The organism is Streptomyces sp. CB01201 (assembly GCF_002803085.1).
Taxonomy (GTDB): Bacteria; Actinomycetota; Actinomycetes; order Streptomycetales; family Streptomycetaceae; genus Streptomyces; species Streptomyces hundungensis.
Genome location: NZ_NNBJ01000004.1, coordinates 381,194 through 400,820, shown reverse-complemented (window position 1 = coordinate 400,820; position 19,627 = coordinate 381,194). Strand labels below are relative to the sequence as shown.

Genomic DNA, 19,627 nt, shown 5'->3' with positions numbered 1-19,627 from the left:
TCCCCACATCTCCACGCACCTCCAGAACCTCCAGAACCTCCACGAAGAGGGACCGATCCCATGCCCCAGCTGTACTCCGTCGACGACTGCGAGTCGCTGACCACCAAGCAGGTCCACGGCCTGTACAAGGACCACGTCAACCGCAGCCAGGTCTCGCTCATGACCTCCTTCGGCTTCGGCCAGGAGCTCGTCGAGCGGGCCGAGGGCGCCTACATCCACCAGCGCGACGGCCGCCGCGTCCTGGACTTCACCGGTGGGGTCGGGGTGCTCAACCACGGCCACAACCACCCCCGCATCCTGGCCGCCCGGCAGCGCTTCCAGGCCGAGCACCGGATGGAGGTCCACAAGACCTACTTCTCGCCCTACATCGCCGCCCTCGGACACAACCTGGCCGAACTGCTGCCCGGCGACCTGAACATGTCGTTCTTCCCCAACTCCGGTGCGGAGGCGGTCGAGGGCGCGGTCAAGCTGGCGTACAAGTACCACGGCGGGCGCCGCTCCCGGGTGCTGCGGGCCGACATCAGCTTCCACGGCAAGCTGCTCGGCTCGGGCAGCCTGACCGGGCAGAACCAGTCCACCTTCCAGTTCCCCGGCATCCCCGGCGTCGGCGTCTTTCCGTACGGGGATCTGGCGGCCGTCGAGCGGGAGGTCGCCAAGTCCCGTACGGCGAAAGGCGATTCGGACGTCTACTGCATTCTGATCGAGCCGCTCAGCGCCTCCACCATGAACGTCTGCTCGGAGGAATTCCTGCGCGGGCTGCGGGAGTTGTGCACCCGCGAGGACATCGTGCTGCTCTTCGACGAGATCTACACCGGCTGGGGAAAGACCGGCAGCCTCTTCTACTTCATGCGCTACGAGGGGCTGGTCCCCGACATCCTGACCACCTCCAAGTCGTTCGGCGGCGGCAAGTCCTCCATCTCGGCGTTCATCGCCCGCGAGCCGGTCTTCCGCAAGGCGTACGACAACCTCACGGACGCCCTGCTCCAGTCGACCAGCACCACCTACTACGGCTTCGGCGAGGAGGCGATCACCGCCATCGAGGCGGTCAACATCGCTGTCGAGGACGACTATCCGGCCCGGGCCCGCGCCATCGAGCGCATCCTCGGCCCCGGCCTGGAACGCATCGCCAAGGAGCACCCGGACGTGGTGTCCGAGGTGCGCGGCGCGGGCGCGCTGCACGGGGTGTTCCTGCACAAGGGCCCCAAGATCCTGGAGCTGGCGACCAAGCTGGTGCCGGGCGCGATGACCAAGGACCCGCGCTTCCGCACCAAGCTGATCACGTCCTCGGTGGTGAACGCGCTCTACCGCGACCACGGCATCTACGCCTACTACACGCTCAACGGCGACAACCCGCTGATGGCGGCCCCCTCGCTGATCACCGAGGACCACGAGGTCGAGTACTTCCTGGAGTCCCTGGACGCCACCCTCGCGCAGGGCCTGCCGCGTCTGCTCACCCGTTTCGTCAAGGAGAAGGTGTCGTCGCTGTGGTGACCAGGACAGTCGTGACCGGCGGTGCCGGGATGCTCGGTTCGACGCTCGTACGCCGGCTGCTCGCCGACGGCCACGAGGTGCACTGTGTGGACCTGCGGGCGCCGGCCACCCCGCACGAGCGCCTCACCCACACGGTCACGGACGTACGGGACGCCGTCGCCATGAAGCGCGCGACGGCCGACGCTGACGTGGTGGTGCACTGCGCGGCCGCGCTGCCCAGCTACCCGGCCGAGCAGATCCGCTCGGTGATAGTCGGCGGCACCGAGGCGGTGCTCGGCGCCGCCGAGGCCAACGGCGTACCGCGCTTCGTGCACATATCGTCGACGGCCGTGTACGGGCTCCCCAAGGTGGTGCCCACCCCCGAGGAGTATCCGCGCGAACCGGTCGACACCTACAGCGCGGCCAAGGCGGAGGCCGAGGAGGTGGCCGAGCGGTTCCGGGGCCGGGAGATGTGCCTGCCGATCCTGCGGCCCAAGACGTTCCTCGGGCCCGGCCGCATGGGCCTGTTCGCGATGCTCTTCGAATGGGCCGAGGAGGGACGCCACTTCCCGGTGCTCGGCAAGGGCGACGTCCGCATCCAGATGTTCGACGTGGACGACCTGGTGGACGCGGTCGTCACCGCGATGGAGGCGCCGGCCGAGCGCGCGGACGGCACCTTCAACCTGGGCGCCACCCGGTTCGGCACCCTGCGGGAGGACTTCCAGGCCGTGCTCGACGCGGCCGGGCACGGCAGACGGGTCCGCTCGCTGCCCGCCAGGCCCGCGCTCGCCGTGCTGGGCGCCCTTCAGCGCACCCGCCTCTCGCCGGTCTACGGGCGCCTGCTGCACAAGCTGCTCGACGACTCGTACGTGAGCACCGAGCGGGCCCGCGAGCAGCTCGGCTTCAGCCCGCGCCACTCCAACCAGGACGCCATCCTGCGCACCTACGCCTGGTGGCGGGAGCAGCGGCGGACGAAGAGCGCGCCCGCCAAGGGGCAGGGCGTCACCAGTGTCGAACCGTGGCGGCAGGGAGCCCTCTCCCTGGCCAAGGTGCTGTTCTAAGCGATCCGAGGAGTAACGACCGTGTCCAGCGACCACCAGCCCTTGGTCTCCGTCATCATCCCCAACTACAACTACGGCCGCTCGATCGGCCTCTGCGTGGAAGCCGCGCAGAACCAGACGTACCCGCACACCGAGATCATCGTCATCGACGACTGCAGCACCGACGACTCGGCCGCGACCGCCGCGGCCCTGGGCGCCCGGGTGGTGAGCACCGGCCGCAACAGCGGGGTCGCGGTGGCCCGCAACCTCGGGGCGGAACTCGCCCGGGGCGATGTCCTCGTCTTCCTGGACTCCGACGTGGCGATGCACCCGGACGCCATCGAGCGCTCGGTCGCCCTGCTCGCCGACGGCGTTGACGGCGTCAAGTACGGCGCGGTGTGCGGTACTTACGAGCCCGAGCCGCTCATCCGGGACAGCCTGATCGAGGAGTACCGCTCGCTCCAGCAGTACTACCTGCTGCTGAGGTCCGAGGGTGTCATCGACACCGTGCACACCGCGATCCTGGCGATACCGCGCGCGGTCTACGACGAGGTAGGCCCGTTCAACCCGCTGCTGCGGCACACCGAGGACCAGGACTACGGGCGCCGGATCTCGGAGCACCACAAGGTGCTCAGCTCCCTTGAGGTGCGCGGCCGGCACGACCACGACGACACCGTACGGATCGTCCTGGACAAGGTGTTCAGCCGGGCCCGGCTCGCGGTGCCGCTGATCCTGAGCCGCCGCGCCCTCCAGGGCGGCTTCGTGACCGGCCCGCGCGCGGGCGCCAGCCTCGCGGCGCCGCTCGCGGTGGCCGCCCTGGCCGCGCCGCTGCTGTGGGGCGCGGTGTGGTTCCTGCTTCCCGCGCTGCTGTTCATGCTGTCCGTCCTGGGCGACCTCGACATGTACCGGGTGGTGCGCAGACACCGGGGGCGCCTCTTCCTCGGGTACTTCGTGGCCGTCAACTTCCTGGTGAACCTGACGGTGTTCGCCGCCATCGGGGTGGCGGGAGTGCAGTGGCTGTTCTCGTCCCGCTTCCGGCGGCTCTACGCGCCCCAGCCCCGGCCGTCCCAGAGCGCGGCACTCGGCTCGGCGGTCGGTGTTCCCGGTGTCTGACCTGCGGACCGCGGCCGCCGAACCCCTCACCGGGCCGGGCCCCGCCGTCGCCGCGCCCGTGCGGCGCGCCCGGCGCCGGGCGGGGCGCCTGGTGTGCTGGACGGCGCTCGGCTGGCTGGTGTACCTGGTGGTGGAGTGGTTCGTCGACGGCCGGTACTGGTTCGGTGAACTGGCCGGTGCGGTACCGCCGTTCCTGTTCGTACTGCTGCCGCTGCTGCTCGCCGCGCTGATCCCGGTGGCGCGCGGCGCCGACCGGTGGCGTACGGGGGCCGCGGTGGCCGTGGCGCTCGTGGTCGGCGCGAGCCAGTCCGGGATCAACTTCGGTGCGCTGTGGTCCTCGGACCACGAGCCCGGCCCGGACTCGGTGCGGGTGGTCGCCTGGAACACCAACTCGTGGAACCAACTCCTGGGCACCCAGGACCACTTCTACGCCTTCCTGAAGTCGAAGAAGGCGGATGTGTACCTCCTGCACGAGTACCAGCACGTGACCCCGGACCGCAAGGGCCGACTGCCCATCGACGACCTGGCGCGGCTGCGTGCGGAGTTCCCCGGGTACGAGGTCGCCGTCCAGGGCGAGCTGATCACCGTCTCCCGCTTCCCCGTCGTGGCGAAGCCCGCGGTCGGCCCGGCCCGCGACATCGCGCTGGACGCGGACTGGAACACGCGCTACCGGCAGGCCAAGGTGCTGCGCACCGATCTGCTGGTCAAGGGCCGGACGGTGTCGTTCTACAACCTGCACATGCCGGTCTGGAACAGCATGACCGACGGCCCGCTCTCGGGCGCCTTCTACAGCCACATGCGGGAGAGCTTCGCCCCCCGCGCGCGGCAGTACGCGGGCCTTGAGGAGGATGTGGCCCACAACCCCAACCCGGTGGTGGTGGCCGGGGACTTCAACACGACGGCCGCCATGTCGGAGCTCGACGGCATCCGTTCACGGCTGACCGACGCGGTGGGGGCGAGCGACGACCTCTACCCGACGAGCTGGGAGGAGGGCGGCTGGAAGCCCTTCTGGCGCACCGACTGGGCGTTCACCGGCCACGGCGTGACGGCGGACAAATACTCCTTCGACTCGCCGGAGAAGCTGTCCGACCACGCGGTGCAGGACCTCTGGGTGACCGTGCCGCCCGCGTCGGACGCCAAGAACGCGTCACAGCCGGGATCGGCACAGCCGAAGGCGGCACCGGGCCCCCCGAACGCGTCACAGACCAAGAGCGAAAGGTAAGTCCACCGTGTCCCCCGCTACCGCCGTCGTCCTCTGCGCCCTCGCGTGGACCGTCTTCCTCGGCGCGCATCTGGCCCTCAACGGCCGCTGGTGGCCCTGGCTGGCCGTGTCCCTGCTGCCCCCGCCGCTCTTCGCCGCCGCGCCGCTCGCCCTGCTCCTCGCGGCGGCGGCCTCGGGGAGCGTGCCCGGGGCGGTGCTCGCGGCCGGGTGCCTGCTCGCCGGCTGGCGGCAGAGCGGCGTCAACTCCCGTGCCGTGCGGCGGAGTTCGCCGGAGCGGGCGGGAATCCGGGTGGTGTCGTGGAACACCCAGCACTGGAACCAGGGCCGCGAACCCGACCGGTTCTACGCCTTCCTGCACTCGCTGCCCGCCGACATCTACCTCCTCCAGGAGTATCTGAACGGGTTCGAGGGCGGCGAGGTGTGGGACATCGACGACGAGGAGCGGCTGCGGCGCGAGTTCCCCGGCCACCACCTGTCGGTCGACAACAACTCGGTGACCCTGTCCCGGTTCCCGCCGGCCGGTCCCCCCGTGCCGGTCGGCGCCTGTTCGCTGCGGGTCGATGTGCGCACCCCGGACGGCATCCTGTCCACGTACAACGTGCACATCCCGGTGCAGCTGACGGTGATGAACCCGCTGAGCCGGGCGTTCTTCCAGGACATGCGGCGCCGGCACGGGGCGCGGCGGCGCGAGTACGACGCGCTGGTCGCCGATCTGCTCGCCAACCCCCATCCGTTCCTGGTCTCCGGGGACTTCAACACCAGTGCGGCGATCGGTGACATCCGCCGGATGCCGAGGGCCGCGCACGACGCCATCGGGGCCAACCGCTCGCTGTTTCCGGCGAGTTGGCATGCTCGATGGAGACTGCGGCTCTGGCGCATCGACTGGGTGTTCACCAGCGCCGGGGTCCGCGCCGAGCAGTACACGTTCCGTGACCCGGGCGGCCTCTCCGACCACCTGGCGCAGGACGTCACGATCACCACCACCGCTATCGAGGAGATGAACCGTTGATGCAGTACCGACAGCTGGGCGGCAAGGACGGCCTGCGGGTGAGCACCCTGTGCCTGGGCACGCTCCCCTTCGGCACCCGGATCGACGAGGCGACCGCCTTCTCCGTCCTGGACCGCTTCTACGAGGCGGGCGGCACCTTCCTGGACACCGCGAACACGTACGCGTTCTGGGAGCCGGGCGCGACCGGCGCCGAGAGCGAGCTGGTCATCGGCAAGTGGCTGGCCAGCCGGGGCGTGCGGGACGAGATCGTCCTGGCCACCAAGGTCGGCGCGCTGCCCGAGCCGCTGGACGCGCCGTGGCCGGAGGCCGCCGAAGGCCTGTCCGCGCCGGTGCTGCGCCGCCAGGTCGAGGCCAGCCTGCGCAATCTGGGTACCGATCGGATCGACCTCTACTACGCGCACATCGACGACCGGAAGACGCCGGTCGAGGAGACGATGGGCGCCTTCGCGGACCTCGCCGACGCCGGGAAGATCTCGCTCTCCGGGTGCAGCAATTTCGCGGCCTGGCGCATCGAGGAGTCGCGCGCCGCCGCCGAGCGGGCGGGCGGTCCGGCGTATGCGGCGGTGCAGCAGCGCTACACCTACCTCCAGCCGCGCCCCGGCGCCGAGTTCGGGGTGAACCCGCACGCCTCCGAGGAACTCCTGGACCATCTGGCCGCCCGGCCGGAGCTGACCTTCGTCGCCTACACCACCCAGCTGACCGGGGCCTACAACAACCCCGCGAAGGAGATCCCCGAGCAGTACCGGCACGCCGGTTCGGCCCGTCGGCTCGCGGTGCTCGGCGAGGTCGCCAAGGAGCTGGGGGTGGCTCCCGGGCAGGTCGTGCTCGCCTGGGCGCTCGGCGGGAAGCTGCCCGTCCTGCCGGTGATCGGGGCCAGTTCGGTGGGCCAGCTGGAGGAGTCCCTGGACGCGGTCGACCTGGTCCTGGCCGACGAGGTGAGGGCCCGTCTGGACGCGGCGGGTGTCGACGCGGCGAGCTTCGACACCGCGGGGCCCGATGCGGCGGGGTTCGATGCGGCGGGGTTCGATGCGGCGGGTTGAGCGGTACGCCGTCGGTCTCGTCCGCCTCTCCGTCGGTCACCGCGGGCTCGTGTGCCTGCTGTGGCTGGCGGTGCTCCTGGCGGGCGGGGCCGCGGCGGCGGCGAACCTCGGCCGCCTGGACCAGAGCTTCACGGCCTCCGGCCAGGACGGCTCCCGGGCCAACGCGGCGATCACCCAGCGGTACGGGGCCGGCGCGGGCGTCGCCCCCCTGGTGGCCGTGGTCACCTGGCCGGACGGCACCAGCGGCCGTTCGGCCGGCCCGGCGGCCCGCCTGGAGTCCGGCCTCGCCGCCGCGACGGCACCCGGCACCCGCACCCTCTCGTACGCCGACATCGGCGACGGGGCGTTCCTCTCGCCCGACGGACGCACCACATACGCCCTGGTCTATCCCCGCTCCGGCAAGCCGGACCTGGCCGGGCTCGCCGCGGTGCGGGATGCCACCGAGCGGCTGCGCACGGGGCTGCGGGCGGCGCTTCCCGAAGCGCGGGTGGAGGTGACGGGCGTGCTGCCGCTCCAGGAGGACAGCGCCACCTCCCGGCCCAGCACCCTGCTCCAACTGGCCGAGCTGGCTTGCGCGTTGGCGGCAGTGCTGCTCCTGCTACGGACCTTCCGGCCGCTGCTCTCACTCCTCCCGCTCGCGCTGACGGCGGTGTCGTCGGTGGCTGCCCTCCTGGTGGTCGTCGCGCTCGCGGGCTCCATGGAACTGAGCTTCGTCGTGGTGTACCTGATCCCGGTCACGGCCCTCGCGCTCTCGGTGCGGCGCTCGGCGGCCCTGGTGACGGCCTGGCGGACGGAGCTCGCCCACGGCCGCGACACCCGGCTCGCCCCGCTGCGCGCCGGATCCGTACTGGCGGGCCCGGCGACGGCCGGCGCACTGGCCGGGGCCGCGGCCCTGGCAGCGCTCGCCCTGTTCCCCGCCCCCTTCCTCCGCTCGATCGGCATCGCGGGAGCCGCGGTCTGCCTCACCACCGCGTTGGCCTGTCTGACGCTGGGCCCGGCGCTCCTGTCGTGGGCACCGGACCGGCCGCGAGAGCGACGGACGGGCGGGAGGAGCGGAAGAGTCGTTCGTCAACTTGCCCTCCTGGCCGAGCGGTTGACTGCGCCGATCCGGCTTCCGCGTGCTCCGCGCCTGTTCGCCGCCACCGCTCTCGCCGCCCTCGTCCTCCTCACCGGTGCGGCCGGGTTCCTGACCGCCGGGAATCCCCGGGCCGAGGCGCTGGTGCGCGGCGGCCCGGCCCGGGACGGGCTCGACCAGCTGATCGCCGCCGGATTCCCGGCCGGCGTCCTCAACCCCCTTGAGGTGCTGACCCCTTCGGGCGTCGACCCCGCCGGGGTGGCGTCGAGGGCGGCCCGGGTTCCCGGAGTCGTGACGGCCGTCGCACCCGGGGCTGCCGCGTGGCGCCGGGAGGGAACCGCACTGGTCGCCGTGGTTCCGTCCGGTGAGCCCATGACCGGTCCGGGACGGCGCGCGATGACGGACGTACGGTCCGCGCTGGCCGGCACGGGGGCGCGGACCGGCGGCTCGGGGATGCCCGAACTCGACCTGGTCCAGGGCGTGTACGGCCTGGTTCCGCTCGCCCTCGCGGCGATGGCGCTGCTCGGCTTCGCCGTGGTCGCCCGGCTGCGGTCCGCCGGGGCGGCCGTGCGGGCGGTGGTGTGCGGCCTGGTGTCGGCGCTCGCGGTGAACGGGCTCCTGGTGCTCGTGTGGCAGTACGGTCCCGGTGCCCGGCTGCTCGGCGGGGTCGCGGCGACGGGGGCGGTCACCGGGTGGATTCCGCTGGTGGCGGGCGCCCTGGCGTTCCTCGACGCGCTGGACCGGGCCGTGACGGGCGCGGGATCCCGCGTCCGGCCCGGCCTCGGCCTGGTGACGGCCCTACCGCTTTTGGCCATCGGGCTCGGGCCGCAGGTGGAACTGGCCCTTCTGGTGACGGGACTCGGCGGGGCCGTGCTGCTCAACACCGTGCTGCTCCGGGCCCTCTCCGCGCTGCCCGCCAGGTCACGTCCGTACGTACGCGAAAGGTCCGCGCAACCCGTCACCGGTGCCCTTCCGGCCATCCCGGCGTCATCTTATTGGTCTAGACCTAGATCACCGCTCGGCCATACGATCCCCCTGGCCGAACCGTCGGACCACGCGCAGTGACATCACGGCATACGCGAACCTGGGGGAACCCGCATGCTAGAGGCACTCGGAATCCAGCAGTCCACCGAAACCGTCTACCGACTCCTGCTTGAGCAACCCACCTATGGCGTACCGGAGTTGTCGGAGCAGCTGGGGTGGTCCGAGAGCGAGGTCCGGTCGGCGCTGGCCCAGCTCGCCGATCTGCGGCTCGTCCTCATGGACGACACCTCGGAACCGGTCGCCCCGTTCAACCCCGACGTCGGCTTCGCGTTCCTGCTGTCGCGGGCCGAGGCCGAACTGACCAAGCGCAGACGCCAGGTCGAGGTGGCCCAGCAGGCGGTGGCGGCGATCCTGGCCAAGTTCAGCGAGCGCGGCACCTTCCGGCACGACGTGGTCGACCGCATCCAGGGCGTGGACGCGGTGCGCGAACGCCTGGAGGACCTGGCCTCCAGCGCCCGCGCCGAGTGCCTCTCGCTGCTGCCCGGCGGCGCCCAGCTGCCCGACACCATGGACGCGAGCCAGCCCCTGGACCAGCTGGCCCTCGAACGCGGGGTGCGGATCCGCAGCATCTACCAGGAGAGCTTCCGCAACGACGCGCCCACCCTGGAATACGTGCGCTGGTACTGCGAGTTGGGCGGCGAGGCGCGCACGGTACCCATCGTCCCGATGCTGATGGTGATCGTGGACCGCAGCGCCGCCCTGGTCCCGGTGGACCCGGAGGACGCCCGGGCCGGCGCGCTGGAAGTGCGCAGCCGGGGACTGGTCAACGCACTGGTCGTCCTGTTCGACCATCTGTGGGAGTCGGGCACCCCGTTCGGGGAGGCCCCGCGCCGCAATGAGCACGATCTGTCGCCCCAGGAAAGGGAGTTGCTCCTGCTGCTCGGCATCGGCTGCACGGACGACATCGCCGCCCGGCGGCTCGGGGTCTCGCTGCGGACCGTACGCCGGATGAGCTCCGAACTCATGTCCCGCCTGGGTGCCCGCAGTCGCTTCGAAGCGGGCGTCCGGGCGGCCAAGGAGGGCTGGCTCTGACACTCCGTCAGGCCGGTTCGGCCGCGGGCGCACCCCGTCCGGATTCCGGACGGGGGTTCCCTTGGCCGGGTCTCTCCCCTAGATTTCCTGCGCATTGCCAAGTGATCCGCAATGCCGAGAGATCCAACGCGCAGGTGATCGTGAGGGGACGGAGCCACCCATGCCGGAATCGACGGAAGTGAAGAGACCGGTGATCACGCCCTTGCGCGTGGTCATCGCGCTCTGCCTGATCGCGCCCTTCGTGGCCATGCTGTGGGTGGGTTCGTACGCCAAGACGGATCCCGCGCTCGGCGGCATCCCGTTCTTCTACTGGTACCAGATGCTCTGGGTGCTGATCTCGACGGCGCTCACGATGATCGCGTACAAGCTGTGGCAGCACGACCAGCGTTCACGCACCGCGCCCGCGTCCGGCACCTCCGACGACACCAAGGGGGGTGTGTCCCAGTGAAGGACGGCGTGAACGGCGTCGCACTCGGCGTCTTCATCTTCTTCTTCCTGGCCGTCACGGTCATCGGCTTCATGGCCGCCCGCTGGCGCAAGGCCGAGAACGAGGCGAGCCTCGACGAATGGGGCCTGGGCGGGCGGTCGTTCGGCACCTGGGTCACCTGGTTCCTGCTCGGCGGCGACCTCTACACCGCGTACACCTTCGTCGCGGTGCCCGCGGCGATCTACGCGGCGGGCGCGGCCGGCTTCTTCGCGGTGCCGTACACGATCCTCGTGTACCCGCTGATCTTTACCTTCCTGCCGCGCCTGTGGTCCGTGTCGCACAAGCACGGCTATGTCACCACCTCGGACTTCGTGCGCGGCCGGTTCGGCTCCAAGGGCCTCTCGCTCGCGGTCGCGATCACCGGAATCCTCGCGACGATGCCGTACATCGCGCTCCAACTGGTCGGCATTCAGGCCGTGTTGGACGTGATGGGCGTGGGCGGCGAGTCCGGCAACTGGTTCGTCAAGGACCTGCCGCTGCTCATCGCGTTCGCGGTGCTCGCCGCGTACACCTACTCCTCGGGGCTGCGCGCCCCCGCGCTGATCGCATTCGTGAAGGACGGCCTGATCTACCTCGTCATCGCGGTGGCGATCATCTACATCCCGATCAAGCTGGGCGGCTTCGACGCGATCTTCAGTGCCGCGCAGCACAAGTTCGCGACGCCGAACCCGAAGACCGGGCAGCCGACCGGGGCGATCGCTCCCGGCCACGCCGGCCAGTGGACGTACGCCACGCTCGCGCTCGGCTCGGCGCTGGCGCTGTTCATGTACCCGCACTCGATCACCGCGACGCTGTCCTCGCGCAGCCGCAACGTGATCCGCCGCAACACCACGATCCTGCCGCTGTACTCCCTGATGCTGGGGCTGCTCGCGCTGCTCGGCTTCATGGCGATCGCGGCGGGCGTCAAGGTGAGCAACGGCCAGCTGGCCATCCCGCAGCTCTTCGAGGACATGTTCCCCGACTGGTTCGCGGGCGTCGCCTTCGCGGCGATCGGCATCGGCGCGCTGGTTCCGGCGGCGATCATGTCGATCGCGGCCGCGAACCTCTTCACCCGCAACATCTACAAGGACTTCATCAAGCCGGACGCGTCGCCCGCGCAGGAGGCCAAGGTCTCCAAGCTGGTCTCGCTCGTGGTGAAGGTCGGCGCGCTGGTCTTCGTCCTGACCATGGACAAGACGGTGGCGATCAACTTCCAGCTGCTCGGCGGCATCTGGATCCTCCAGACCTTCCCGGCCCTGGTCGGCGGCCTGTTCACCCGCTGGTTCCACCGCTGGGCGCTGCTCGCCGGCTGGGCGGTCGGCATGGTCTACGGCACGCTCGCCGCGTACGGGGTGGCCTCGCCCACCCAGAAGCACTTCGGCGGCTCCTCCAAGGAGATCCCCGGCATCGGCGAGATCGGCTACATCGGCCTGACGGCCTTCGTGATGAACGTCGTCGTCACGGTGGTCCTGACCTTCGTCCTGCGCGCCGTGAAGGCCCCCGACGGCATCGACGAGACGTCCCCGGCGGACTACACGGCGGACGCCGGCGACCCGGGCGTGATCACGGAACTGCCCCCGGCGACGGCGGGCTCCGCCCACTGAGTTCGCCGTGTCGCACACGAAAGGGCCGCCGCGTCCCGAGAGGGTGCGGCGGCCCTTTCGCGTACGCGGATCAGCGCACCCAGTCCTTGAGCTGCTCGGTCCGGAGGGTGATGCCGACGGGGTCGGGGAGCGCGATGTCCGTGCCGTACGGCACGATGTGGACGCTCTCGTACCGACTGCCGTTGGGCTGGCTGTAGACGGAGACCTCGCACTTGGCCCTGTCCATCAGCAGGTATACGGGGATGCCGGTCTCCGCGTAGGCACGGGGCTTCTCGACGTGGTCCCGCCGGTGGGTATCGGAGTCCCCCGAGGTCACCTCGACCGCCATGAGGACAGCCTCCGGATCCACCCAGTCGCCCTGGCCGACGAAGGCCTCGGACGGGGCGAGGGCCGCGTCCGGGATCGCCCGCCCCGCCCGGTACTGCTGAGCCTTGATCCCCTGCCCCGGGTGCAACCACAGCTCGGGCCGATACTGAAGGCAGATGCGGGTGAGCCACTGGATGATGCGCCCGTGGTCACCGTCCGGCATGGCCTTGCTCCTCACGATCCCATCGAGGAACTCCAGGCGCATCCCCTCCACCTCCCGGGCCGCTATGCGCGCGACGGCCTCGAAGTCCTCCGTCAGCATGTGGGGCCGGTCAGTCGTCGCAGTCATGGCGGCTCGCCGTATGACATCCGGGGTGAAGCTCCCGGCGACACAACATGTGGGGGGTGCCTCAGTGAGCACCCCCCACATGTATGCTCGTCCTCGCTGTCGCCGCAGGGGAATCCGGTGGGAATCCGGAACTGTCCCGCAACGGTATGACCTGTACGTCTATGTACGGGTCGAGTCCGAGCACCTGCCGACGGTGCGTCCGGGTCGTCCGAACCGGATGCCAGACGTCCGGGCCTCGCGGTTGGGCCGGCGGACGACGCGCTGCGGGCTGCCCCGACGCGCGCCGACGCCTCCTCCGAAGGCCCCGTGCCGAGCGAGGAGTGCCCCCACGTGACCATCGCCCCAGCGGATCCCGCTTCAGCGATCACCGAAGAGCTCGCGGATGCCCCCGGGACCGCGCTGCTGCGGACCCTGACGCAGCTCACCGCCGATCTCGCGGACACCGACCCCGGCCGGGTCGCCGCCGCCGCGCTGCGGGGCCGCAACGCCCGTTCCGACGAGGCCGAGCTGCGCGAGCTGGCCACCGAGGCGGCCGCGGGGCTCATCTCCGAGGACCCGGCCTACTCCCGGCTCGCCGCCCGGCTCCTGACGATCACCATCGCCGAAGAGGCCGCCACCCAGGGCGCGGTGTCCTTCTCCGCCTCGGTCGAGGCCGGCCACCGCGAGGGCCTGATCGCGGACCGGACCGTCGAGTTCGTCCGCGCGCACGCGGACCGCCTGAACACCCTGGTGGACACCGCCCTCGCCGACGGCGCCGACGACCGCTTCGGCTACTTCGGCCTGCGCACCCTCTACTCCCGCTACCTGCTGCGCCACCCGATCACCCGCAAGGTCGTCGAGACCCCCCAGCACTTCATGCTGCGCGTGGCGTCCGGCCTCGCCGAGGACGAGTCGGTCCGCGCCCTGGACGAAGTGGCGTCCCTGTACGGCCTGATGAGCCGCCTGGACTACCTGCCGTCGTCCCCCACGCTCTTCAACTCCGGCACCCGGCACCCCCAGATGTCGTCCTGCTACCTGCTCGACTCGCCGCTCGACGAGCTCGACTCGATCTACGACCGCTACCACCAGGTGGCCCGGCTCTCCAAGCACGCCGGCGGCATCGGCCTCTCGTACTCCCGCATCCGCGGCCGCGGTTCGCTGATCCGGGGCACCAACGGCCACTCCAACGGCATCGTCCCGTTCCTCAAGACCCTCGACGCCTCGGTGGCCGCGGTCAACCAGGGCGGCCGGCGCAAGGGCGCGGCCGCGGTGTACCTGGAGACCTGGCACTCCGACATCGAGGAGTTCCTCGAACTGCGCGACAACACGGGCGAGGACCAGCGCCGCACGCACAACCTGAACCTCGCGCACTGGATCCCCGACGAGTTCATGCGCCGCGTCGACGCCGACGGCACGTGGTCGCTGTTCTCGCCCGCCGACGTGCCCGAGCTCGTCGACCTGTGGGGCGAGGAGTTCGACGCCGCCTACCGCGAGGCCGAGGCCGCCGGGCTCGCCCGGAAGACCATGCCGGCCCGGGACCTGTACGGCCGCATGATGCGCACCCTCGCGCAGACCGGCAACGGCTGGATGACCTTCAAGGACGCCTCCAACCGCACCGCCAACCAGACGGCGGAGCCCGGCCACACGGTCCACTCCTCCAACCTGTGCACCGAGATCCTTGAGGTCACGGACGACGGCGAGACGGCGGTCTGCAACCTCGGCTCGGTGAACCTGGGCGCGTTCGTGGTCGAGGGAGCCCGCGGCGGGGAGATCGACTGGGAGCGCCTGGACGAGGCCGTGCGCACCGCGGTGACCTTCCTGGACCGGGTCGTCGACATCAACTTCTACCCGACCGAGCAGGCCGGCCGCTCCAACGCCCGCTGGCGTCCGGTGGGCCTGGGTGCGATGGGCCTCCAGGACGTCTTCTTCAAGCTGCGGCTGCCCTTCGACTCCCCCGAGGCGAAGGCCCTTTCCACCCGGCTCTCCGAGCGGATCATGCTCACCGCCTACGAGGCCTCCACCGACCTCGCCGAGCGGTCGGGCCCGCTGCCCGCCTGGGACAAGACCCGTACCGCGCGCGGTGTGCTGCACCCCGACCACTACGACGTCGAGCTGACCTGGCCGGAGCGCTGGGCGGCCCTGCGGGAGCGCATCGCCAAGGTCGGCATGCGCAACTCGCTGCTCCTCGCGATCGCCCCGACCGCGACCATCGCCTCCATCGCCGGCGTGTACGAGTGCATCGAGCCGCAGGTCTCCAACCTGTTCAAGCGCGAGACGCTCAGTGGTGAGTTCCTCCAGGTGAACGGCTACCTGGTGGAGGAGCTCAAGAAGCTCGGCGTGTGGGACGCGCAGTCCCGCGAGGCGCTGCGCGAGGCCAGCGGTTCGGTGCAGGACTTCGGCTGGATCCCCGCCGACGTGCGCGCCCTGTACCGCACGGCGTGGGAGATCCCGCAGCGCGGCCTGATCGACATGGCCGCGGCCCGCACCCCCTTCCTCGACCAGTCGCAGTCGCTCAACCTGTTCCTGGAGACGCCCACCATCGGCAAGCTGTCGTCGATGTACGCGTACGCCTGGAAGCAGGGCCTGAAGACGACGTACTACCTGCGCTCGCGCCCGGCGACCCGTATCGCCCGCGCCGCCCAGGCCGCCTCCGCCGCCACCACCATCCCCGTCCAGCAGGCGGCCCCCGACGCCGACGCGGTCGCCTGCTCCCTGGAAAACCCCGAGTCCTGCGAGGCCTGCCAGTAATGAGCTCCACCGAAAAGAATCTCCTCGACCCGGGCTTCGAGCTGACCCTGCGTCCCATGCGCTACCCGGACTTCTACGAGCGCTACCGGGACGCGATCAAGAACACCTGGACCGTCGAGGAGGTCGACCTCCACTCCGACGTCGCCGACCTCGCGAAGCTGACGCCGGGCGAGCAGCACATGATCGGCCGTCTGGTCGCGTTCTTCGCGACGGGCGACTCGATCGTCTCCAACAACCTGGTGCTCACGCTCTACAAGCACATCAACTCCCCCGAAGCGCGGCTCTACTTGAGCCGTCAGCTCTTCGAGGAGGCCGTGCACGTCCAGTTCTATCTGACGCTGCTCGACACCTATCTGCCCGACCCGGAGGACCGCGCGGCCGCGTTCGACGCGGTCGAGGAGATCCCCTCCATCCGTGAGAAGGCGCAGTTCTGCTTCAAGTGGATCAACGAGGTGGAGAAGCTCGACCGGTTGGAGACCAAGGCCGACCGCCGCCGCTTCCTGCTGAACCTGATCTGCTTCGCGGCGTGCATCGAGGGCCTGTTCTTCTACGGCGCCTTCGCCTACGTCTACTGGTTCCGCAGCCGGGGTCTGCTGCACGGCCTCGCCACCGGCACCAACTGGGTGTTCCGCGACGAGACGATGCACATGAACTTCGCCTTCGAGGTCGTGGACACCGTCCGCAAGGAGGAGCCCGAGCTCTTCGACGACGAGCTGGAGCAGCAGGTCACCGACATGCTGAAGGAGGCCGTCGCCGCCGAGCTGCAGTTCGGCCGTGACCTGTGCGGCGAGGGTCTGCCGGGCATGAACACCGAGTCGATGCGCGAGTACCTGGAGTGCGTCGCGGACCAGCGGCTGACCCGCCTCGGCTTCCCGGCGGTCTACGGCTCGCAGAACCCGTTCTCGTTCATGGAGCTCCAGGGCGTCCAGGAGCTGACGAACTTCTTCGAGCGCCGCCCGTCGGCCTACCAGGTCGCGGTCGAGGGCTCGGTCGGCTTCGACGAGGAGTTCTAGGCCGCAGTCGAAGCAAGCGTTGAGGCCCCACTCCCTCGGGGGGAGTGGGGCCTCAACGCGCTGGTGGCGTACGTCAGTTGTTGGGCACGGTCTCGTAGCGCGGGGTGCCCTCCGCCATCTGCTTCAGCGCGTCCTTGCGGTCCCGCTTGGAGAGGCGGTCGATGTACAGGTAGCCGTACAGGTGGTCCGTCTCGTGCTGGAGGCAGCGCGCGAAGTAGCCGGTGCCGCGCACCTTGATGGGGTTGCCCTCGGCGTCCTGGCCGCTGACCACCGCGTAGTCGGGGCGGGCCAGCTCGGCGTACGCGGTCGGCACGGACAGGCAGCCCTCGTTGGACTCGTCCAGGACGCGCTGCTCGGCCGGGAGCTCTTCGAGCACCGGGTTGCAGACGACGCCGACGTGGCGCACCCCGTCGTCGTCCGGGCAGTCGTACACGAAGACCTTCAGGTCCACGCCGATCTGGTTGGCCGCGAGGCCCACGCCCTCGGCGGCCTTCTGGCTGGCGAACATGTCGTCGATGAGCCGGGCCAGCTCCCCGTCGAAGGCGGTGACGTCCTTGCACTCCTTGTGGAGCACCGGGTTGCCGACGACCGTGACCGGGCGGGCGGTGCCGCGCTCGCGGTAGGCCAGCTCACGCGCCTCGCAGTCCTCCGTGTCCACGACGAACCCGTCGTTCTCGACCTGCTGGTCCGTCTGCTGCTGCGCCATGTCCGCCGTACGCCTTCCTGAAAACCCGATTCGATCCGTACAAGCCTAAGGCCGGTTCAGCAGACTTCTTCCAGATCCCGCCACTCCCGGCTGTCCGGGTTGTCCGCCACCCAGCCGTCGAGCAGGCCGCGCACCAGGCCCGCGGGGGCCGCGATGCCGCATTCGCGCTCGGGGACCCACAGGTCGCCATTGGTGCGGTGGCCGAGCGGGCCGGGGTGGCCGGGCTCGCTGTGATCGTGCGGGTCGAGGTGCTCGCCGTCGCCCTCGTCGCTGGGCATCTCCGACTCGGAGCAGGCCCGGCACAGCAGGCGTACCGAGGAGGACCAGTCCTCGGCGGCGAAGCCGGCGTCGGCCGCCAGCCGCTCCAGAGCGTCCCGGTCGGTCTCGGTGGCGGCCTCCAGGAGGACCACCCAGGTGGGCACCGGCGAGGGCGCCCACAGCTCGATCTCGTCGAACACCGGGAAGGACGGGCCCGCGGCGGTGACGCGCTCGCCGTGCGGGACGCCGTCGTGCAGCACGACCTCGCCCCAGCGGCGGCCGGATGAGGGCAGCGGGATGGAGAGGACCTCCATGCGGGCCGGGTCCAGCCTGCGGCCCCACACCACCTCGGCCTCGCCCTCGGGCGACAGGCGCACGGCGGCGCTGCCCAGCTCCATGCCGACGGGCTCGCCGCTACCGGTGGCCTCGCCCGGCACCTTCAGGCCGTACGCCTGCCAGGCGCGGCGGGCCAGCGGCCAGTCCTGGAGGGCGGTGGCCGCGATGCCCACGTTCCACCAGTCGGGGGCGCCGCTCTCCTTGTCGAGCAGCGCCACGGCCCGCAGCCCGGCGGCCCGCGCCTGCTCCCAGTCGTGCCGGAACTTGTGCAGGAGCGCCAGGTTGAACCAGGACTCGGACAGCCAGGGCTCCAGGTCCGCCGCGCGCGTCAGCAGCGCCCCGGCGTCCTCGTACCGGCCGTCGCCGATCAGCGTGAACGCACGGTCTGTGGCCTGCCGCCACGAGGCGGAGGGCCGGTGCCGTCCCTTGCCGAAGATCCTCACGATTCCCGCCTGCCCAGACCGGCCCCGACTACCGGGTCGGTCTTACGGTCTCCCAGTTTTCTGGGTTCTTTTCGCATCCAACCATGCCCGGCCGGAAGGCCGCTCATTACTCCTGGGTTACCCAGGAGGCACCCGGGTCAGACAGCCTCGGGCCAGCACACGTGCCAGGGATTCGACAACCTGGGGATGGTAGTCGTGGCCGGTGCCCAGGCGCAGCTGTTCGAGTGCGTTCAGGGATCCGCCGGGCCCTTCGGCGCCCTCCGCCAGATCGTCGTAGGCGTTCACCGCCCGCACGATCCGGGCGGGCAGCGGCTGCTCCCGGTACGGGTCGGCCTGCCGCTCGACGATGAGGGCCACATCGGACGGCACCCCGGTCTGGCGCACCACCGCGCCGCCGAGCAGCGCGATCCTGCGCTGTTCGGCCGCGGGCAGCCGGGCGGTGGCCCCGGAGGGGACCGGGTCGAGCAGGGAGAGCTGCCCGATGTCGTGCATGAGGGCCGCGTACTCCAGGACGGTCAGCTCGCCCTCGGACAGGCCCAGCTCGCGCCCTACGGCCCGGCTGAGCTCGGCGACCCGGCGGGCGTGGCCCGGCTCGGTGTACCCGGCGATCTCGGTGGCGCGGGCCAGTGAGGTGATGGTCTGGCGGTAGGTGGTCCGCACGGCCGCGTACCGCCTGAAGGCCAGCTGGGTGAGGAGCAGCGGCGCACAGAACACCGGCAGCGCCCACAGCCCGGCGACCGCGACCGCGAGGGCGATCACGGTGCCGGTCGCGCACACGGCGGAGGCGATGCCGAGCAGTCCGCGCAGCTCGTCCCCGAGCAGCGGCCCGAAGGGGTAGCGGGTACGGGCGCGCAGGAGCAGCGCGGCCACCACCGCGTCGCACAGCGCGGTGAGCAGGAGGAGCAGCAGGAGGACGAACGCGAAGTACGGTCCGCGCCCGAACCAGTCGTCGAGCCGTCCGGAGTGGTACAGCGGCTGGAAGCAGACCGCGGCGAACGCGACGGTCAGCACCCGCCGGGCCGCCTGGTCCGGGCGGGGCCCGCGTCCCACGGCGACATGCGGTACGGATCCCAGCAGCGCGGAGGCGACCACCACGGCGATCACCTGGAGCACCCCGTGCCCACTGGCGTGCCCGGCGTTCTCGCCGAGCAGCGCGTAGCCGAGCGCTCCCGCGGAGGCGAGCGGCGCCGGATCCCGCTCGCCCTCCCGCGCGCCCCAGCGGGCCAGCTCGCCCACCGCGATGAGCGTGCCGAAGGCGGCCGCGGTGCCGGGGTCGGCGAGCCCGTCGCGCAGGGTCGCCGCGATCGCCCAGACGCTGAGCGCCCCGGCGAGGGCGTGCACGGCGAGCGCGAGGGCCGGCGGCCGGGGGGCCAT

At 71.1% G+C, this 19,627-nt stretch carries 16 protein-coding genes and 1 riboswitch; of the genes, 12 read left to right on the top strand and 4 right to left on the bottom strand.

The annotated features are described in order from the left end of the window. The first annotated feature begins 60 nt into the window (after nt 1-60). From CG740_RS11975 to mctP, 10 genes are all read left to right on the top strand, one after another. Nucleotides 61-1,491 (top strand): aspartate aminotransferase family protein, encoded by a 1,431-nt coding sequence (locus CG740_RS11975; protein WP_100575026.1) that lies wholly within the window; start codon nt 61-63, stop codon nt 1,489-1,491. Next, nucleotides 1,485-2,531 (top strand): NAD-dependent epimerase/dehydratase family protein, encoded by a 1,047-nt coding sequence (locus CG740_RS11970; RefSeq protein ID WP_100575025.1) that lies wholly within the window; start codon nt 1,485-1,487, stop codon nt 2,529-2,531. Before CG740_RS11975 ends, CG740_RS11970 begins: the two co-directional genes overlap by 7 nt. Before the next feature lie 21 nt (nt 2,532-2,552). Continuing rightward, entirely contained in the window at nt 2,553-3,623 is a 1,071-nt protein-coding gene (locus CG740_RS11965) for a glycosyltransferase family 2 protein (RefSeq protein WP_100575024.1), read from the top strand. Beyond that, nucleotides 3,616-4,845 carry an endonuclease/exonuclease/phosphatase family protein gene (locus tag CG740_RS11960; protein WP_159030277.1) on the top strand — a complete coding sequence of 410 codons (1,230 nt, stop codon included), beginning with the start codon at nt 3,616-3,618 and terminating at the stop codon, nt 4,843-4,845. The genes CG740_RS11965 and CG740_RS11960 overlap by 8 nt, the downstream gene beginning before the upstream one ends. A gap of 7 nt (nt 4,846-4,852) precedes the next feature. After that, the gene (locus CG740_RS11955; RefSeq protein WP_100575022.1) at nt 4,853-5,854 is read left to right on the top strand and encodes an endonuclease/exonuclease/phosphatase family protein; all 1,002 of its coding nucleotides are present in this window, start codon (nt 4,853-4,855) and stop codon (nt 5,852-5,854) included. Further along, entirely contained in the window at nt 5,854-6,894 is a 1,041-nt protein-coding gene (locus CG740_RS11950; protein ID WP_100575021.1) for an aldo/keto reductase, read from the top strand. Before CG740_RS11955 ends, CG740_RS11950 begins: the two co-directional genes overlap by 1 nt. Continuing rightward, nucleotides 6,881-9,034, top strand: coding sequence for an MMPL family transporter (locus CG740_RS11945; RefSeq protein WP_159030276.1), 2,154 nt, complete (start codon nt 6,881-6,883; stop codon nt 9,032-9,034). The genes CG740_RS11950 and CG740_RS11945 overlap by 14 nt, the downstream gene beginning before the upstream one ends. A gap of 33 nt (nt 9,035-9,067) precedes the next feature. Next, nucleotides 9,068-10,045: a helix-turn-helix domain-containing protein gene (locus CG740_RS11940; RefSeq protein ID WP_100575019.1), complete on the top strand. Its 978-nt coding sequence runs from the start codon at nt 9,068-9,070 to the stop codon at nt 10,043-10,045. A gap of 160 nt (nt 10,046-10,205) precedes the next feature. Then, a complete protein-coding gene (locus tag CG740_RS11935) occupies nt 10,206-10,493 on the top strand; it encodes a DUF3311 domain-containing protein (protein ID WP_100575018.1) in 288 nt (95 codons plus the stop codon). Next, entirely contained in the window at nt 10,490-12,115 is a 1,626-nt protein-coding gene (mctP, locus tag CG740_RS11930) for a monocarboxylate uptake permease MctP (protein ID WP_100575017.1), read from the top strand. The genes CG740_RS11935 and mctP overlap by 4 nt, the downstream gene beginning before the upstream one ends. Nucleotides 12,116-12,185: 70 nt before the next feature. Here the strand turns inward: mctP and CG740_RS11925 are convergent, their stop codons facing one another. Beyond that, the gene (locus CG740_RS11925) at nt 12,186-12,770 is read right to left on the bottom strand and encodes a Uma2 family endonuclease (RefSeq protein WP_100575016.1); all 585 of its coding nucleotides are present in this window, start codon (nt 12,768-12,770) and stop codon (nt 12,186-12,188) included. Between the two features lie 77 nt (nt 12,771-12,847). After that, a riboswitch (cobalamin riboswitch) is annotated at nt 12,848-12,976 on the top strand. 124 nt (nt 12,977-13,100) lie between these two features. On the opposite strand from CG740_RS11925, the gene CG740_RS11920 reads away from it, so the two are divergent. Together CG740_RS11920 and CG740_RS11915 are read left to right on the top strand one after the other, a co-directional pair. After that, a complete protein-coding gene (locus CG740_RS11920; RefSeq protein ID WP_100575015.1) occupies nt 13,101-15,497 on the top strand; it encodes a ribonucleoside-diphosphate reductase subunit alpha in 2,397 nt (798 codons plus the stop codon). Continuing rightward, on the top strand, nt 15,497-16,510 hold the full coding sequence (locus CG740_RS11915; RefSeq protein WP_100575014.1) for a ribonucleotide-diphosphate reductase subunit beta: 1,014 nt from the start codon (nt 15,497-15,499) through the stop codon (nt 16,508-16,510). The genes CG740_RS11920 and CG740_RS11915 overlap by 1 nt, the downstream gene beginning before the upstream one ends. Nucleotides 16,511-16,583: 73 nt before the next feature. On the opposite strand, the gene def is transcribed toward CG740_RS11915, so the two are convergent. The 3 genes from def to CG740_RS11900 all read right to left on the bottom strand — a co-directional run bounded on the left by def (nt 16,584) and on the right by CG740_RS11900 (nt 19,627). After that, nucleotides 16,584-17,216 carry a peptide deformylase gene (gene def / locus CG740_RS11910; protein WP_100575013.1) on the bottom strand — a complete coding sequence of 211 codons (633 nt, stop codon included), beginning with the start codon at nt 17,214-17,216 and terminating at the stop codon, nt 16,584-16,586. 56 nt (nt 17,217-17,272) lie between these two features. Then, entirely contained in the window at nt 17,273-18,253 is a 981-nt protein-coding gene (locus tag CG740_RS11905; protein ID WP_100575012.1) for a tetratricopeptide repeat protein, read from the bottom strand. A 117-nt stretch (nt 18,254-18,370) separates the two neighbouring features. Next, nucleotides 18,371-19,627, bottom strand: a complete 1,257-nt coding sequence (locus tag CG740_RS11900) for an HD-GYP domain-containing protein (protein WP_100575011.1) — start codon at nt 19,625-19,627, stop codon at nt 18,371-18,373.

What these genes read in the sequence shown, in the direction of transcription:
- CG740_RS11945 (WP_159030276.1), top strand. Translation starts at nt 6,881, where the DNA reads ATGCGGCGGGTTGAGCGGTACGCCGTCGGTCTCGTCCGCCTCTCCGTC.
- CG740_RS11900 (WP_100575011.1), bottom strand. Translation starts at nt 19,627, where the DNA reads ATGGCCCCCCGGCCGCCGGCCCTCGCGCTCGCCGTGCACGCCCTCGCC.
- CG740_RS11975 (WP_100575026.1), top strand. Translation starts at nt 61, where the DNA reads ATGCCCCAGCTGTACTCCGTCGACGACTGCGAGTCGCTGACCACCAAG.
- CG740_RS11940 (WP_100575019.1), top strand. Translation starts at nt 9,068, where the DNA reads ATGCTAGAGGCACTCGGAATCCAGCAGTCCACCGAAACCGTCTACCGA.
- CG740_RS11925 (WP_100575016.1), bottom strand. Translation starts at nt 12,770, where the DNA reads ATGACTGCGACGACTGACCGGCCCCACATGCTGACGGAGGACTTCGAG.
- def (WP_100575013.1), bottom strand. Translation starts at nt 17,216, where the DNA reads ATGGCGCAGCAGCAGACGGACCAGCAGGTCGAGAACGACGGGTTCGTC.
- CG740_RS11950 (WP_100575021.1), top strand. Translation starts at nt 5,854, where the DNA reads ATGCAGTACCGACAGCTGGGCGGCAAGGACGGCCTGCGGGTGAGCACC.
- CG740_RS11935 (WP_100575018.1), top strand. Translation starts at nt 10,206, where the DNA reads ATGCCGGAATCGACGGAAGTGAAGAGACCGGTGATCACGCCCTTGCGC.
- CG740_RS11915 (WP_100575014.1), top strand. Translation starts at nt 15,497, where the DNA reads ATGAGCTCCACCGAAAAGAATCTCCTCGACCCGGGCTTCGAGCTGACC.